General features: G+C 38.4%; 18 protein-coding genes. 17 read left to right on the plus strand and 1 reads right to left on the minus strand.

Annotation, left to right across the window (positions count from 1 at the left end):
• Positions 1 to 5: 5 nt before the first annotated feature.
• A complete protein-coding gene (gene rpoC, locus LpgJCM5343_RS01405; protein WP_101890954.1) occupies positions 6 to 3,677 on the plus strand; it encodes a DNA-directed RNA polymerase subunit beta' in 3,672 nt (1,223 codons plus the stop codon).
• A gap of 67 nt (positions 3,678 to 3,744) precedes the next feature.
• On the opposite strand, the gene LpgJCM5343_RS01410 is transcribed toward rpoC, so the two are convergent.
• Positions 3,745 to 4,422 carry a prepilin peptidase gene (locus LpgJCM5343_RS01410; RefSeq protein WP_049161365.1) on the minus strand — a complete coding sequence of 226 codons (678 nt, stop codon included), beginning with the start codon at positions 4,420 to 4,422 and terminating at the stop codon, positions 3,745 to 3,747.
• A 166-nt stretch (positions 4,423 to 4,588) separates the two neighbouring features.
• Between LpgJCM5343_RS01410 and rpsL the strand changes: the two genes are divergently transcribed.
• From rpsL to rplX, 16 genes are all read left to right on the plus strand, one after another.
• On the plus strand, positions 4,589 to 4,996 hold the full coding sequence (rpsL, locus tag LpgJCM5343_RS01415; protein WP_003647838.1) for a 30S ribosomal protein S12: 408 nt from the start codon (positions 4,589 to 4,591) through the stop codon (positions 4,994 to 4,996).
• Between the two features lie 25 nt (positions 4,997 to 5,021).
• Positions 5,022 to 5,492, plus strand: a complete 471-nt coding sequence (gene rpsG / locus LpgJCM5343_RS01420) for a 30S ribosomal protein S7 (protein ID WP_003647837.1) — start codon at positions 5,022 to 5,024, stop codon at positions 5,490 to 5,492.
• 29 nt (positions 5,493 to 5,521) lie between these two features.
• Positions 5,522 to 7,618 (plus strand): elongation factor G, encoded by a 2,097-nt coding sequence (fusA, locus tag LpgJCM5343_RS01425; protein ID WP_003647836.1) that lies wholly within the window; start codon positions 5,522 to 5,524, stop codon positions 7,616 to 7,618.
• Between the two features lie 270 nt (positions 7,619 to 7,888).
• Positions 7,889 to 8,197 (plus strand): 30S ribosomal protein S10, encoded by a 309-nt coding sequence (gene rpsJ, locus LpgJCM5343_RS01430; RefSeq protein ID WP_003647835.1) that lies wholly within the window; start codon positions 7,889 to 7,891, stop codon positions 8,195 to 8,197.
• A 26-nt stretch (positions 8,198 to 8,223) separates the two neighbouring features.
• Complete coding sequence (gene rplC / locus LpgJCM5343_RS01435; protein ID WP_003649467.1) at positions 8,224 to 8,853, plus strand: 50S ribosomal protein L3; 630 nt, start codon at positions 8,224 to 8,226, stop codon at positions 8,851 to 8,853.
• Positions 8,854 to 8,867: 14 nt separating this feature from the next.
• Positions 8,868 to 9,485 carry a 50S ribosomal protein L4 gene (rplD, locus tag LpgJCM5343_RS01440; RefSeq protein WP_003647834.1) on the plus strand — a complete coding sequence of 206 codons (618 nt, stop codon included), beginning with the start codon at positions 8,868 to 8,870 and terminating at the stop codon, positions 9,483 to 9,485.
• Positions 9,485 to 9,781, plus strand: coding sequence for a 50S ribosomal protein L23 (gene rplW / locus LpgJCM5343_RS01445; protein ID WP_003647833.1), 297 nt, complete (start codon positions 9,485 to 9,487; stop codon positions 9,779 to 9,781). Before rplD ends, rplW begins: the two co-directional genes overlap by 1 nt.
• Before the next feature lie 19 nt (positions 9,782 to 9,800).
• Positions 9,801 to 10,637, plus strand: a complete 837-nt coding sequence (gene rplB, locus LpgJCM5343_RS01450) for a 50S ribosomal protein L2 (RefSeq protein WP_003649466.1) — start codon at positions 9,801 to 9,803, stop codon at positions 10,635 to 10,637.
• A gap of 21 nt (positions 10,638 to 10,658) precedes the next feature.
• On the plus strand, positions 10,659 to 10,946 hold the full coding sequence (gene rpsS, locus LpgJCM5343_RS01455) for a 30S ribosomal protein S19 (protein ID WP_003647831.1): 288 nt from the start codon (positions 10,659 to 10,661) through the stop codon (positions 10,944 to 10,946).
• A gap of 20 nt (positions 10,947 to 10,966) precedes the next feature.
• Positions 10,967 to 11,320 (plus strand): 50S ribosomal protein L22, encoded by a 354-nt coding sequence (gene rplV / locus LpgJCM5343_RS01460; RefSeq protein WP_003649465.1) that lies wholly within the window; start codon positions 10,967 to 10,969, stop codon positions 11,318 to 11,320.
• Between the two features lie 14 nt (positions 11,321 to 11,334).
• Entirely contained in the window at positions 11,335 to 12,003 is a 669-nt protein-coding gene (gene rpsC / locus LpgJCM5343_RS01465) for a 30S ribosomal protein S3 (protein WP_003649464.1), read from the plus strand.
• A gap of 2 nt (positions 12,004 to 12,005) precedes the next feature.
• Positions 12,006 to 12,443 (plus strand): 50S ribosomal protein L16, encoded by a 438-nt coding sequence (gene rplP / locus LpgJCM5343_RS01470; RefSeq protein ID WP_003647829.1) that lies wholly within the window; start codon positions 12,006 to 12,008, stop codon positions 12,441 to 12,443.
• Positions 12,433 to 12,630: a 50S ribosomal protein L29 gene (rpmC, locus tag LpgJCM5343_RS01475; protein ID WP_003647828.1), complete on the plus strand. Its 198-nt coding sequence runs from the start codon at positions 12,433 to 12,435 to the stop codon at positions 12,628 to 12,630. The genes rplP and rpmC overlap by 11 nt, the downstream gene beginning before the upstream one ends.
• 22 nt (positions 12,631 to 12,652) lie before the next feature.
• Positions 12,653 to 12,919 (plus strand): 30S ribosomal protein S17, encoded by a 267-nt coding sequence (gene rpsQ / locus LpgJCM5343_RS01480; RefSeq protein WP_003647827.1) that lies wholly within the window; start codon positions 12,653 to 12,655, stop codon positions 12,917 to 12,919.
• Between the two features lie 33 nt (positions 12,920 to 12,952).
• Positions 12,953 to 13,321 carry a 50S ribosomal protein L14 gene (rplN, locus tag LpgJCM5343_RS01485; RefSeq protein ID WP_003649463.1) on the plus strand — a complete coding sequence of 123 codons (369 nt, stop codon included), beginning with the start codon at positions 12,953 to 12,955 and terminating at the stop codon, positions 13,319 to 13,321.
• A 20-nt stretch (positions 13,322 to 13,341) separates the two neighbouring features.
• Positions 13,342 to 13,581 (plus strand): 50S ribosomal protein L24, encoded by a 240-nt coding sequence (gene rplX, locus LpgJCM5343_RS01490; protein WP_003647825.1) that lies wholly within the window; start codon positions 13,342 to 13,344, stop codon positions 13,579 to 13,581.
• Positions 13,582 to 13,591 lie beyond the last annotated feature (10 nt).

Here is a 13,591-nt window from a genome sequence, read left to right on the forward strand (position 1 = left end):
AACTTTTGATCGACGTAAATAAGTTTGAAAGTATGCAAATTGGTTTGGCTTCTCCAAACAAGATCAGAAGTTGGTCTTATGGCGAAGTTAAAAAGCCAGAAACTATCAACTATCGTACTTTGAAACCAGAAAAAGATGGTTTGTTCGATGAAAGAATTTTCGGACCAACTAAGGACTGGTCTTGTGCTTGTGGTAAGTACAAGGGTATTCGTTATCGCGGTATTGTTTGTGACCGATGTGGTGTAGAAGTTACTTCTGCTAAAGTTAGAAGAGAACGTATGGGTCACATTGAATTAGCTGCACCAGTTTCACATATCTGGTATTTCAAGGGTATTCCATCTCGTATGGGATTAGTGTTAGATATTTCACCTCGTGCACTTGAAGAAGTAATATATTTTGCTGCTTACATTGTAATTGACGCAGGTGATACTGATCTTGAAGATAAGCAACTTCTTACAGAAGCTGAATATCGTGAAAAGAAAGCAAAATTCGGTAACCGTTTTGAAGCTAAGATGGGTGCTGAAGCTGTAAAGGAACTTCTTGAGCAAGTAGATATTGATAAAGAAGTTCATGACTTAAAAGAAGAATTAAAGACTGCTACTGGTCAAAAGAGAACTCGTGCTATCAGAAGATTAGATATCTTAGATGCATTTAAGAATTCAGGCAACAAGCCTTCATGGATGGTTATGGATTGTATTCCAGTTATTCCACCTGATTTAAGACCAATGGTTCAACTTGATGGTGGTCGTTTTGCAACTTCTGACTTGAATGATTTATATAGACGTGTAATTAACCGTAACAATCGTTTGAAGAGATTATTAGACTTAAATGCACCTAGAATTATTGTTCAAAATGAAAAACGTATGCTTCAAGAAGCTGTTGATGCATTAATTGATAATGGTAGACGTGGTCGTCCGGTTGTAGGACCAGGTAACCGTCCACTTAAGTCTCTTTCTCACATGTTAAAGGGTAAGCAAGGACGTTTCCGTCAAAACTTGCTTGGTAAGCGTGTTGACTACTCAGGTCGTTCAGTTATCGATGTTTCACCAAAGTTGAAGTTTTATCAATGTGGTGTTCCACGACCAATGGCTTTAGAGTTATTTAAGCCATTTGTGATGCATGAATTAGTAAAACGTGGTTTAGCATCTAACATTAAGAACGCTAAGCGTAAGATTGATCGTGAAGATGACGATATCTGGGATATCTTAGAAGATGTAATTAAGGAAAGACCAGTTCTTTTGAACCGTGCACCTACTCTTCACCGTCTAGGTATTCAAGCATTTGAACCAGTTTTGGTGCCAGGTAAGTCAATTCGTCTTCACCCACTTGCTTGTGAAGCTTACAATGCCGACTTTGATGGTGACCAGATGGCCATTCACGTTCCATTATCTGATGAAGCTGTAGCAGAATCACGTTTGCTTATGCTTGCTGCTCACCATATCTTGGCTCCTAAGGATGGTAAGCCAATCGTTACTCCTTCTCAGGATATTGTTTTAGGTAACTACTGGCTAACTCAAGCAGAACGTGGTCGTGAAGGCGAAGGTATGATTTTTGATTCACCAGCTGAAGCAGCTATTGCATATGCAAATGGTGATATTCACTACCACACTCGTATTGGTTTAGCGGCTGATTCAATGCCTGAAAAGCCATGGCCGAAGGGATATGAACACGGAATTTTTGTAACTACTTATGGTAAGTTAGTCTTCAACCAAATTTTTCCTAAGGATTTCTTCTACATTAATGATCCTACTCAAGAAAATCTTACTCATCCTGTGGATGAAAGATACTTCTTACAACCAGGTGAAGATATCCATGAAAAGCTTGACAATATGAAGCTTGGAAAGGCATTTAAGAAAGGATTCTTATCAGATTCCATTGCTCAAATTTACAAGGATTATAAAGTTCAAAGAACTTCTGATTTCTTGGATGACTTGAAGGAATTAGGTTACACCGTATGTACTACTTCTGGTTTGACTATTGGTGTCGAAGATATTCCTACAATTACTGATAAGGATGATATCGTAGCAGAAGCTCGTAAGAAAGTTGATGTAGTTTCTAAGCAGTATTGTCGTGGTTTGATTACTGATGAAGAAAGACATGATCGAGTAATTAGTATTTGGAATAATTGTAAAGATATTGTTCAAAACGAAATTGCTCAAATTCATGCCCCAAGAAACCCAATTACAATCATGGCGGATTCTGGTGCTCGTGGTAACATTTCTAACTTTACTCAACTTGCTGGTATGCGTGGATTGATGGCCGCTCCTAACGGAGGAATGATGGAAATTCCTGTTACCTCAAACTTCCGTGAAGGATTATCTGTTTTGGAAATGTTCATGTCTACTCACGGTGCTCGTAAAGGTATGACGGATACTGCTTTGAAGACTGCCAACTCAGGTTACTTAACCCGTCGTTTGGTAGACGTAGCTCAAGACGTTATCATTCGTGAAGAAGATTGTGGCACTGATCGTGGCTTGACTGTTCATGCAATTACTGAAGGCGATGAAATGATTGAACCATTATTTGATCGTCTAGTAGGTCGCTACACTTCTAAGAGCGTTTATGATCCAGAAACTCATGAAGTTATCTGTCCAGCAGATGTCTTAATGGATGAAGATATGGCTCATAAGATTGTTGATGCTGGCGTTACTGAAGTAACTATTCGTTCCGTATTTACTTGCAACACTCAACATGGTGTATGTAAGAAATGTTATGGTATGAACCTTGCTACTGGTGACGATGTTGAAGTTGGTGAAGCAGTAGGTACTGTTGCTGCTCAATCTATCGGTGAACCTGGTACTCAGTTGACTATGCGTAACTTCCACAACGGTGGTGTTGCCGGTGCTGCAGATATTACTCAAGGTTTACCTCGTGTTCAAGAATTGTTTGAAGCTCGTAATCCTAAAGGACGTGCTACAATTTCTGAAGTAACTGGTGAAATAACTTCCATTGAAGAAGATCCAGCAGAACACACTCGTCAAATTACAGTAAAGGGTCAAACAGATACTCGTACTTATGATGTACCATATACTGCATCTGTAGCAGTTGCTGAAGGTGACCATGTTGTACGTGGAGATAAATTGACTCTTGGTTCTATTGATCCTAAGGAATTGATTCGTGTACGTGATGCATTGACTACTGAAAAATACATTCTAAGCGAAATTCAAAAAGCTTATAGAATGCAGGGTGTAGAAATTGCCGATAAGCACGTTGAAGTTATGGCACGTCAAATGCTTCAAAAGGTTCGTATTCTTGATCCAGGTGAAACTGATATCTTACCAGGTGAATTGATGGATATTGGTGAATTTAAGGCAAGAAACCGTGAGGTAATTATTTCTGGTGGTATTCCTGCAACTGCACAAAGTGTAATTCTTGGTATTACCAAGGCCGCTCTTGAAACTAACAGTTTCTTGTCTGCAGCTTCATTCCAGGAAACTACTCGTGTTCTTACTGATGCTTCTATTCGTGGAAAGAACGATCCATTACTTGGTCTTAAGGAAAATGTTATCATTGGTAAGATTATTCCTGCTGGTACTGGTATGCCTGTTTACCGCGAAATGGAACCTAAGGTTGACATTCCTGAAGATGAAAAGAAAAAGTCAGTTTATTCTATAGCTGATATTGAAAAAAAATTAGCTGCAGCTGATGCAGAAAAGAACGATGGCTCAGCTGACTAACTATCCTTTTAAAACTTAAACATTTGTGTTAAAAAAGTCTATTCGCTTTTGTGCGAATAGACTTTTTTTATATGAAATTATAAAAAATAATACTCAGAAATATAAAAGGTATGAAAGGATATTGTTTTTTGTTCCGAGCAATTAAATGAGTAATTATCAGAAAAATGGATGACAATAGGAAAAGATACTCAGCAATGTAGAAGTTATAGTAAAAAATAAGAATAATAAAAATTATTGTATCGCCATAACCAAATTTCTTTTTCAAATTCATTATTAAAAAACTTAATATAACGAAAGAAATTAACATCCATTCAATTGGAGTGTAATCAGAAATAAAGTAGGAAATTTTAAATCCTACTACTGCTATAAGTGGGATAAGGATTTGAACTGGAAAAGATTGATCAAAATAATCAAAAATACTAATTAAAAAAATAAAAATAATGAAAAAGTATGAAATTTGATTAGTAAGCGGATTTAACGGCATAAAAGCTAATCCACCTAAAATTTCGCAATAAAATGTTTCAATAGGAATATAAGCGTGACAGAAGAAACATTTTCCTTGATATCTTAGAAAAGAAAAAATAGGTATTTGGTTAAGAAGCGTAAGTGGGATTTGGCAGTTATCACAATGAGATTTATCGGTTATAAAGTCTTCTGTCTCAAAGCGCTGAACAATTACTAGTAAATGAGAACCAATAATACTACCGATTATAAAATTAAGTATATAAATAAATGAATTTGACATCTTTTAACCTCCAATATTTATATACGCAAAATCAAAAAATTTTTTTAAAATGTTTACGGAATTAAAAAATCATGTTACACTAGCCATTGTGCTATTAAAAACATGATATCCGTGAGGTCAAAAAAGAAACTCCCGGATGTGTGAACAATTTTAGGAGGAAATTTTAATGCCAACAATTAACCAATTGGTTAGAAAAGGCCGTCACTCAAAGACGACTAAATCTGATTCACCAGCTTTAAACTATGCTTACAACAGCATGAAGAAAAAGATGAACTATAATCCAGCACCTCAAATGCGTGGTGTTGCAACTCGTGTAGGTACTATGACACCTAAGAAGCCTAACTCAGCTTTACGTAAGTATGCTCGTGTTCGTCTTTCAAACTTAATCGAAGTTACTGCTTACATTCCTGGTATTGGTCATAACTTGCAAGAACACTCCGTTGTTTTAATTCGTGGTGGTCGTGTAAAGGACCTTCCTGGTGTTCGTTACCACATCATTCGTGGTGCTTTGGATACTGCAGGTGTTGATGGTAGAAAACAAGGCCGTTCTAAGTACGGTGCTAAGAAAGGTTAAAACAGTTAAATAGGAGGGACTACTAATGCCTAGAAAAGGTAATGTTGCTAAGAGAGATGTTTTAGCAGATCCAGTTTACAACTCTAAATTGGTTACTAAATTAATTAACCACTTAATGATTGATGGTAAGAAAGCAAAGGCATCTTCAATTCTTTATGATGCTTTTGGTATTATTCAAGATAAGACTGGTAAAGAACCAGTTGAAGTTTTTGAAGAAGCAATGAACAATGTTATGCCAGTTTTGGAAGTTAAAGCTCGCCGTATCGGTGGTTCTAACTACCAAATCCCAGTTGAAGTTCGCCCAGAAAGAAGAACTACTCTCGGCTTAAGATGGCTTGTTTCTTACGCTCGTTTACGTAATGAACATACTATGGATGAACGTCTTGCAAACGAAATTATGGATGCTGCTAACAATACTGGTTCAGCAGTTAAGAAACGTGAAGACGTCCACAGAATGGCAGAAGCAAACCGTGCATTTGCTCACTACCGCTTCTAATCGTTAGTTTGTAAAAGGAGATTAATCTTATGGCTAACAAACGTGAATTCCCTTTGGATAAGACACGTAACATTGGTATTATGGCTCACATCGATGCCGGTAAAACTACCACTACTGAACGTATTTTGTACTACACTGGTAAGATCCACAAAATTGGTGAAACTCACGAAGGTGACTCACAAATGGACTGGATGGATGAAGAAAAGGAACGTGGTATCACTATTACTTCCGCAGCTACTACTGCTCAATGGAAGGATTACCGAATTAACATCATTGATACCCCAGGACACGTTGACTTTACTATCGAAGTAGAACGTTCCCTTCGTGTTCTTGATGGTGCGGTAACTGTTCTTGATGCTCAAGCTGGTGTTGAACCACAAACTGAAAATGTTTGGCGTCAAGCTGAAACTTACGGCGTTCCTCGTATTGTTTTCGTTAACAAGATGGATAAGATTGGTGCTGACTTTGATAAATCTGTTAAGTCATTGCACGAACGCTTAAACGCAAACGCACATGCTGTTCAAATGCCTATTGGTTCAGCAGATACCTTTGAAGGTGTTATTGACTTAATCAATATGGTAGCTGATGTTTACGATGAAGATAAGCTTGGTTCAAAATGGGATACTATTCCTGTTCCTGATGAATACAAGGAAGAGGCTTTAAAGCGTCGTAACGAATTAATTGAAGCTGTTGCTGATGTTGATGACGGCATTATGGACAAGTACCTTGGCGGTGAAGAAATTTCTAATGATGAATTAAAAGCAGCTATCCGTAAAGCTACTTTGAACTTGGAATTCTTCCCAGTTTATGCTGGTTCAGCATTTAAGAACAAGGGTGTTCAAATGATGCTTGATGGTGTTATTGATTACCTACCATCACCACTTGACGTAAAACCTTACGTTGCTCATGATCCTAAGACTGGTGACGAAGTTGAACTTATGGCTGACGATAAGAAACCATTTGCAGCTTTAGCATTTAAGATTGCAACAGATCCATTTGTTGGTCGTTTAACTTTCATCCGTGTTTACACTGGTTCACTTCAATCTGGTTCTTACGTATTGAATGCATCAAAGAATGCTCGTGAACGTGTTGGACGTTTACTTCAAATGCACGCTAACTCAAGAACTGAAATTCCTGAAGTATTCTCAGGTGATATTGCTGGTGCTATTGGTTTGAAGAACACTACTACTGGTGATTCTTTAACTGATCCAGATCACCCACTTATTTTGGAAAGTTTACAAGTTCCAGATCCAGTTATTCAAGTATCTGTTGAACCTAAGTCAAAAGCTGACCGTGATAAGATGGATGTTGCTTTACAAAAGCTTACTGAAGAAGACCCAACTTTCCGTGCTGAAACCAACCCAGAAACTGGTCAAACTTTGATTTCAGGTATGGGTGAATTACACTTAGACATCATGGTTGAACGTATGAAGCGTGAATTTAACGTTGAAGCAACTATTGGTGAACCTCAAGTTGCTTACCGTGAAACCTTTACTAAGGAAGCTAAAGCACAAGGTAAGTTCGTTCGTCAATCTGGTGGTAAAGGTCAATATGGTGATGTTTGGATCGACTTTACTCCAAACGAAGAAGGAAAGGGTTACGAATTCGAAGACGCTATCGTCGGTGGTGTTGTTCCTCGTGAATTTATTCCTTCAGTTGACCAAGGTTTACAAGAAGCTATGAAGAATGGTGTTCTTGCAGGTTACCCATTAATTGATGTTAAGGCTAAGTTGTACGATGGTAGTTACCACGAAGTCGACTCATCAGAAGCTGCTTTCAAGGTTGCTGCTTCTCTTGCTTTGAGAAATGCTGCTGCTAAGGCTGGCGCCGTTATTCTTGAACCTATCATGAAAGTTCAAGTAACCACTCCAGAAGAATACTTAGGTGATGTAATGGGATCAATTACAGCACGTCGTGGTTCTATGGAAGGTATGGAAGACAGAGCAGGTGCTAAAGTAATCAACTCATTTGTTCCACTTTCAGAAATGTTTGGTTACGCAACTACTTTGCGTTCATCAACTCAAGGTCGTGGTACGTTTACAATGGTATTTGACCACTACTCACCAACTCCTAAATCTATTCAAGCTGAAATCATCAAAAAACGTGGTGGAGAAGACGCTGAATAATTTATAAATAGAGAGTTTGAAAAAGAGATATCATTTGATATCTCTTTTTTTGTATAAAAAAATAAAATAAATGCTGAGAAAGCTTGATATTTAAGGAAAGACAAAGTACAATAGTAAACGTGCGAAAATATTGGAGGGGTATACCCCGCGCACAAAAAGCAATGCTTTGACGCAAAAGGTTGCGGCACACCAGGCTGCATTGCCACAGAGGTGAGTCGGTAATTTTTGCCGAGCTAGTCATCTTTTAAAGAAGACGAAGGAGGTTATTAGATGGCAAGTCAACAAATTCGTATTAGATTAAAGTCATACGAACATGGTATTCTCGATGAATCAGCTGCTAAAATTGTAGCTACCGCTGAAAGAACTGGAGCACAAATTTCTGGTCCTGTTCCACTACCTACGGAAAGAACTTTATTCACTGTTTTACGTTCACCACACAAGAACAAAGATTCACGTGAACAATTTGAAATCCGTACACATAAGCGTTTAATTGATATTTTGAATCCAACACCTAAGACTGTTGATTCATTAATGAAGCTTGATTTACCAAGCGGCGTTGATATCGAGATTAAATTATAATTTAAAACATATATGGAGGTGTAATCATGACCAAAGGAATCTTAGGAAGAAAGGTCGGTATGACTCAAATCTTCACTAAAAACGGTATTTTGGTTCCTGTAACTGTTATTGAAGCAACCCCTAACGTTGTTTTACAAGTTAAAACTAACGAATCAGACGGTTACGAAGCAGTTCAAGTAGGTTACCAAGACATGCGTGAAGTATTGAGCAACAAACCTGCCAAAGGTCATGCTGCAAAAGCAAAGACTTCACCTAAGCGCTTCATTCGGGAAATCCGCGATGTCGAGCTTAAGGATTACGAAGTCGGCTCAGAAATCACGGTGGACTCATTTAGTGAAGGTGACGTAGTTGACGTTACTGGAACTACAAGAGGTCATGGTACTCAAGGTAACATCAAGCGTTGGGGCCAATCAAGAGGTCCAGAAACCCACGGTTCTAGATACCACAGAATCCCAGGTTCAATGGGTTCAATCATTAACCGTGTACCTAAGGGTAAGAAGTTACCTGGTCACATGGGTGGCAAGAAAGTTACCGTACAAAACTTAGTAATTGAAAAAGTTGTGCCTGAAAAGAACGTACTTTTAATCAAGGGTAATGTTCCAGGTGCAAAGAACTCATTAATTTTTGTAAAATCTGCTGCTAAAGCTGCTAAATAGGAAGGAGGACTATAATGGCTAATTTAGAAATTATCGATCAAAAAGGTAAGTCTGCAGGTAATGTAGATTTAAATGAAGAAATCTTCGGTATTGAACCTAATGAAAGTGTTGTTTTCGATGCAATCATTAGACAAAGAGCTGGTAAGCGTCAAGGCACTTCTGCTGTAAAGAACAGATCAGCTGTTCGTGGCGGTGGTAAGAAACCTTGGAGACAAAAAGGTACTGGTCGTGCTCGTCAAGGTTCTATTAGAGCTCCACAATGGCGTGGTGGTGGTACTGTATTTGGTCCAACTCCTCGTTCATACAAGATGGACATGCCTCGTAAAGCACGTCGTTTAGCTATGAAGTCAGTTCTTTCCCAAAAAGTTGCTGACAAAGATTTAATCATTCTTGATCAATTAACTTTAGAAGCACCTAAGACTAAAGAATTAAAGGCTATCTTAGATAATGCTAATGTTTCTGGTAAGGTTTTAGTTGTGTCTGATGATAAGAATGTTCAATTATCAGGTAAAAACCTTCCAAAAGTGAAAGTTGTACCTGTTAATGGCTTAAATGTTGTTGATGCGGTTGACTACCAAAAACTTGTATTAACTCAAGACGCTATTAAGAGAATTGAGGAGGTTTTGGCATAATGGATGCACGTGATATCATCTTACGGCCTGTAGTTACCGAAAAATCCATGAATTTAATGGATGATAAGAAGTATACTTTTGATGTGCTTGTATCAGCTACCAAGACTCAAGTTCGTAATGCTGTTGAAGAAATTTTTGATGTAAAAGTTAAGAATGTTAACATTATGAACGTTCGCGGTAAAGAAAAGAGAGTTGGTCGTTACACTGGTAAGACTGCTCGTCGTAGAAAAGCAATCGTTACTTTAACTGAAGATTCTAATGATATTAAGATCTTCAATGATAATAAAGAAAATTAGTAAATAGGAGGTCAGTCAATTGGCAATTATCAAATATAAGCCAACTACAAACGGCAGACGTAATATGACTTCTTCCGACTTTGCTGAAATTACCAAGAAAAAGCCTGAAAAGACTTTACTTGAATCTCAAAGTCATACTGCTGGTCGTAACTCATACGGTCATATTACTGTTAGACACCGTGGTGGTGGTCACAAACAAAAATACCGTATCATTGACTTCAAGCGTAATAAGGATGATGTAAAAGCAGTTGTTAAGGCTATTGAATATGATCCAAACAGAACTGCTAACATCGCTCTTCTTCACTACACTGACGGTATTAAAGCTTACATCTTAGCACCTAAAGGTCTAAAAGTTGGTACTGTTGTTGAATCTGGTCCAAATGCTGATATTAAGCCTGGTAATGCATTGCCATTATCTGCTATTCCAGCTGGTACTGAAATTCACAATATTGAATTGAAGCCTGGTAAAGGTGGTCAATTAGTAAGAAGTGCAGGTACTGTTGCACAAGTTCTTGGTAATGATGGTAAGTACACTTTAGTTAGACTTCAAAGTGGCGAAGTTCGTAAAATCTTATCAACTTGCCGTGCTACTATCGGTTCAGTTGGTAATGAACAACACTCATTAATTCAATTAGGTAAAGCTGGTCGTAAGCGTTGGTTGGGCAAGCGTCCACAATCTCGTGGTTCCGTAATGAACCCTAACGATCACCCACATGGTGGTGGTGAAGGTAAGGCTCCAGTTGGTCGCCCACAACCTATGACTCCATGGGGTAAGAAGTCTCGTGGTATTAAGACTAGAAACTCTAAGGCTAGAAGTGAAAAACTTATTATTCGTCACCGTAAAGGTAACAAGTAATTAAACGAAGGAGGTTAATTAATGAGCCGTAGTATTAAAAAAGGTCCTTTTGCTGATGCAAGCCTTTTAAAGAAGATCGAAGCCCAAGAAGGTTCCGAAAAGAAGCAAGTAATTAAAACATGGTCTCGTCGTTCAACTATTTTCCCTTCCTTTGTTGGTTTCACAATAGCTGTTTACGATGGAAGAAAACATGTGCCAGTATACATTACTGAAGATATGGTTGGTCATAAGTTAGGTGAATTCGTACCTACTAGAACTTTCCGCGGTCACAAGGTCGCTGATAAGGCCACTACTACAGTAGGTAAATAATAGGAAGGAGAGACATCTAAATGGCAGAACAAATTAGTTCAGCTAAAGCTGAAGCAAGAACAGTTCGCATCGCTCCTAGAAAAGCCCGTTTGGTAGTAGACCTTATTCGTGGAAAGAGTGTTGCTGAAGCTCTCGCAATTTTACAATTTACGCCAAGAGCTGCTTCCCCAATCGTTGAAAAAGTGTTGAAGTCAGCTATTGCAAATGCTGAACACAACTACGATCTTGAAAGTGCAAATCTTTACGTATCAGAAGCATACGTTAACGAAGGTGCAACTTTAAAGAGATTTCGTCCACGTGCTAAGGGTATGGCTTCTCCAATTAACAAGAGAACAAGCCACGTAGTAGTTGTAGTATCTGAGAAGAACGATTAAGGGAGGTAAATTTAATGGGTCAAAAGATTAACCCAAATGGTTTCCGTCTCGGTGTTAACCGTGATTGGGAAGCAAAGTGGTATGCAGACAAAAACTACGCTGACACTTTAAATGAAGATTTACGTATTAGAAAGTTCATCTCTGAAAAGTTAGCTGATGCATCTGTTTCCACTGTGGAAATTGAACGTGCTGCAAACAGAATTAACATTTCTATCCACACTGCAAAACCTGGTATGGTTATCGGTAAAGGTGGTAAAGAAGTTGAAGCTTTAAGAAAACAACTTAGTGCTTTAACAAAAAAGAACGTTCACATTAATATTGTTGAAATTAAGAAGCCTGATTTAGATGCTAAATTAGTAGGCGAAGGTATTGCTCGTCAACTTGAAGCAAGAATTGCATTTAGACGTGCAACTCGTCAAGCAACTCAAAGATCTATGCGTTCTGGTGCTAAGGGTATCAAAGTTCAAACTGCTGGTCGTTTGAATGGTGCTGATATGGCAAGAAGAGAATGGCATACTGAAGGTAGTGTTCCACTTCATACTTTAAGAGCAGATATTGATTATGCTTGGGTAGAAGCTGCAACTACTTATGGTCAAATTGGTGTTAAGGTTTGGATCAATCGTGGTGAAATTTTACCACAACGTAAAAACAAACCTTCTAAGAAAGCGAAGGGAGGAAACTAATAGTGTTAGTACCTAAGCGTGTAAAGCACCGTCGTGAATTCCGCGGTAAAATGCGTGGTGAAGCTAAAGGCGGAAAGACCATTGCATTTGGTGAATATGGTTTAGAAGCTGTTGAATCTCACTGGATTACTAATAGACAAATCGAAGCCGCTCGTATTGCTATGACTCGTTTCATGAAGCGTGGCGGACGTGTTTGGATTAGAATCTTCCCACAAAAATCCTACACTGCAAAAGGTGTTGGTGTTCGTATGGGTTCCGGTAAAGGTGCACCAGCTGGTTGGGTAGCTGTTGTTAAAAGAGGCAAGATTATGTTTGAAATCGGTGGCGTTTCAGAAGACGTTGCTCGTGAAGCTTTAAGACTTGCTTCAAACAAGCTTCCAATTAAGACTAAGTTTGTTAAGAAGAGTTCGGAAGTAGGTGGCGAATCTAATGAAGGCTAAAGATATCAGAGCATTAACCACTGATCAAATGTTAGAAAAGGAAAAGCAATATAAAGAAGAACTTTTTAATTTGCGTTTCCAACAAGCAACGGGTCAATTAGAGAACACCGCTCGCTTGAGACAAGTCCGCAAGAACATTGCTAGAATTAAGACAATTCTTAGCGAAAAAGAATTGAGCAAGAATTAGTTAACGGAAGGGAGTTATTAACTTGAGCGAAACTAACGAAAGAAATAATCGTCACGTATACCAAGGTCGAGTTGTTTCTGACAAGATGGATAAGACTATTACAGTTGTTGTAGATACCTACAAGAACCACCCTGTTTATAAGAAGCGTATTAAATACTCAAAGAAGTATTACGCTCACGATGAAAACAACGAAGCTAAGATTGGCGATACTGTTCGTATCATGGAAACCCGTCCATTATCACATGCGAAGCGTTACCGTCTAACTAAGATTGTTAAGAAGTCAATTTAATTACGCGGATTTTATTGAGGGGAGGATAAACTAGTGATCCAACACGAAAGCCGTTTAAAGGTTGCTGACAACTCCGGTGCAAGAGAACTCCTAGTTATCAAGGTTTTAGGTGGTTCTAAGCGTAAGACCGGTAATATTGGTGATATCGTAGTTGCTGCTGTTAAACAAGCAACACCAGGTGGCGTTGTCAAAAAAGGTGATGTTGTTAAAGCAGTTATTGTTAGAACAAAATCAGGTGCACGCCGTGAAGATGGTTCATACATCAAGTTCGACGAAAATGCAGCAGTTGTAATTAATGCTGATAAGAGTCCTCGTGGAACTCGTATTTTTGGGCCTGTAGCCCGTGAACTGCGTGAGCACGATTTCATGAAGATCGTATCTCTTGCTCCTGAAGTCTTATAATTTTTTAGGGAGGTGCACTGATGTTTGTTAAAACAGGTGACAAAGTAAAAGTTATTGCCGGTAAAGATAAAGGCAAAGAAGGCACTGTACTTTCAGTCAACGCCAAGACTAACCGTATTGTTGTCAAAGGTGTTAATAAGATCAAAAAGCATGAGAAACCTTCACAAGCCAACGCTAATGGTGGTGTGGTAGAAAAAGAAGGTTCTATCCATGCATCAAATGTAAAAGTTATTGCTAAAAAAGAAGATAACAACAAATAGGAGGGAGGAC

Origin of the sequence: Lactobacillus paragasseri (genome assembly GCF_003584685.1) — a bacterium.
GTDB classification, from domain to species: Bacteria; Bacillota; Bacilli; order Lactobacillales; family Lactobacillaceae; genus Lactobacillus; species Lactobacillus paragasseri.